The sequence below is a fragment of the Sphaerochaeta sp. S2 genome (assembly GCF_016406725.1).
In the GTDB taxonomy this organism is placed as follows: Bacteria; Spirochaetota; Spirochaetia; order Sphaerochaetales; family Sphaerochaetaceae; genus Sphaerochaeta.
Map to the genome: position 1 here is coordinate 1 of NZ_JAEKNT010000053.1, position 1,040 is coordinate 1,040.

Below are 1,040 nucleotides of genomic sequence, written 5' to 3' on the forward strand. Positions count from 1 at the left end.
AACTATCGGATATTAAACGCATCGATAGTTCATCGTTCGTTTTTATGTATTCTCCATATTCCTCAGGTGTCATGCCGTTATTTCGTGGAACAAAATTTAATGTATTCAAAAAATGCTCAACCTCAAACGCAGCATTACTTATACGCTCTTCAATCATAAAGTGCGCATCTGGAAATTCACTATATTTGTTAAAAGTGAATTTATGGGTCAAGCCATTTGGCAAGACAATTATATCAATTTCATCGTATCTGATTTTATCTACAGTGAAATTTATTTTAGTGTATTTAGCAGCGCCTTCATCATAGTAGCTTTGCTCCTTATCTTCTTTTGTCTGCCAATTGCCAACATATCGATAACCTTTAATAGCACCATATCGCTCTAATAAATCCGAATCCAATTCTTTACGGTCATTGATTACATAGCCTTCTTGACTTGAGTAAGAGAAAGTTACTAGACTCTCAATAAAATCATCCATCTTTGATAAGTCATATCCATTGTATAAGTACAGATCGTGTTCAATTTCATAATTTTTGTAACCCTCAACACCATTTAAGTGTGATGTCAAGGCATTGTGAAGATAATCATATTGCCCCTGAATGTAAATATCCAAGTAATTAGCATAAGGATTCTCATCAAAGCTAACTCTAACTTCAGCGCCTTCAATGTCTGAAGGTAATTCATACTGAATATCAACAGGTGCAATCTGCAAGCTTGTACCAATAACAGCATATTCAGTTATCCGAAGATACAAATCTCCACCAGAGATAGTTTCATTGGATTTTTGCTTTCCTGCATTATAGGTTGCTTGATTAATTTCTTCAATGGTGTAAAAACCAATATAAACGGCGTAATCATTATAATCGACCACCCAATCATCGGCTGCAAAAGTAAGTTCTAAAACTTTTTCACCATTATAAGGTAAGTGATAACCATAATAAATATACTCACCATACTCATCAAAGTACTCAATGCTGTTAAATAATTTCTCAGACATTGTATCTCCAGTATAATAGTTATCATATGGTTGTATACCATTTATG

At 33.7% G+C, this 1,040-nt stretch carries 1 protein-coding gene; it reads right to left on the minus strand.

The window, feature by feature from the left end; genetic code table 11:
• Nucleotides 1–994 (minus strand): hypothetical protein (locus JF818_RS01235; protein WP_198890178.1); only part of this gene is annotated, 994 nt, incomplete at its 3' end.
• Between the last annotated feature and the right edge of the window lie 46 nt (nt 995–1,040).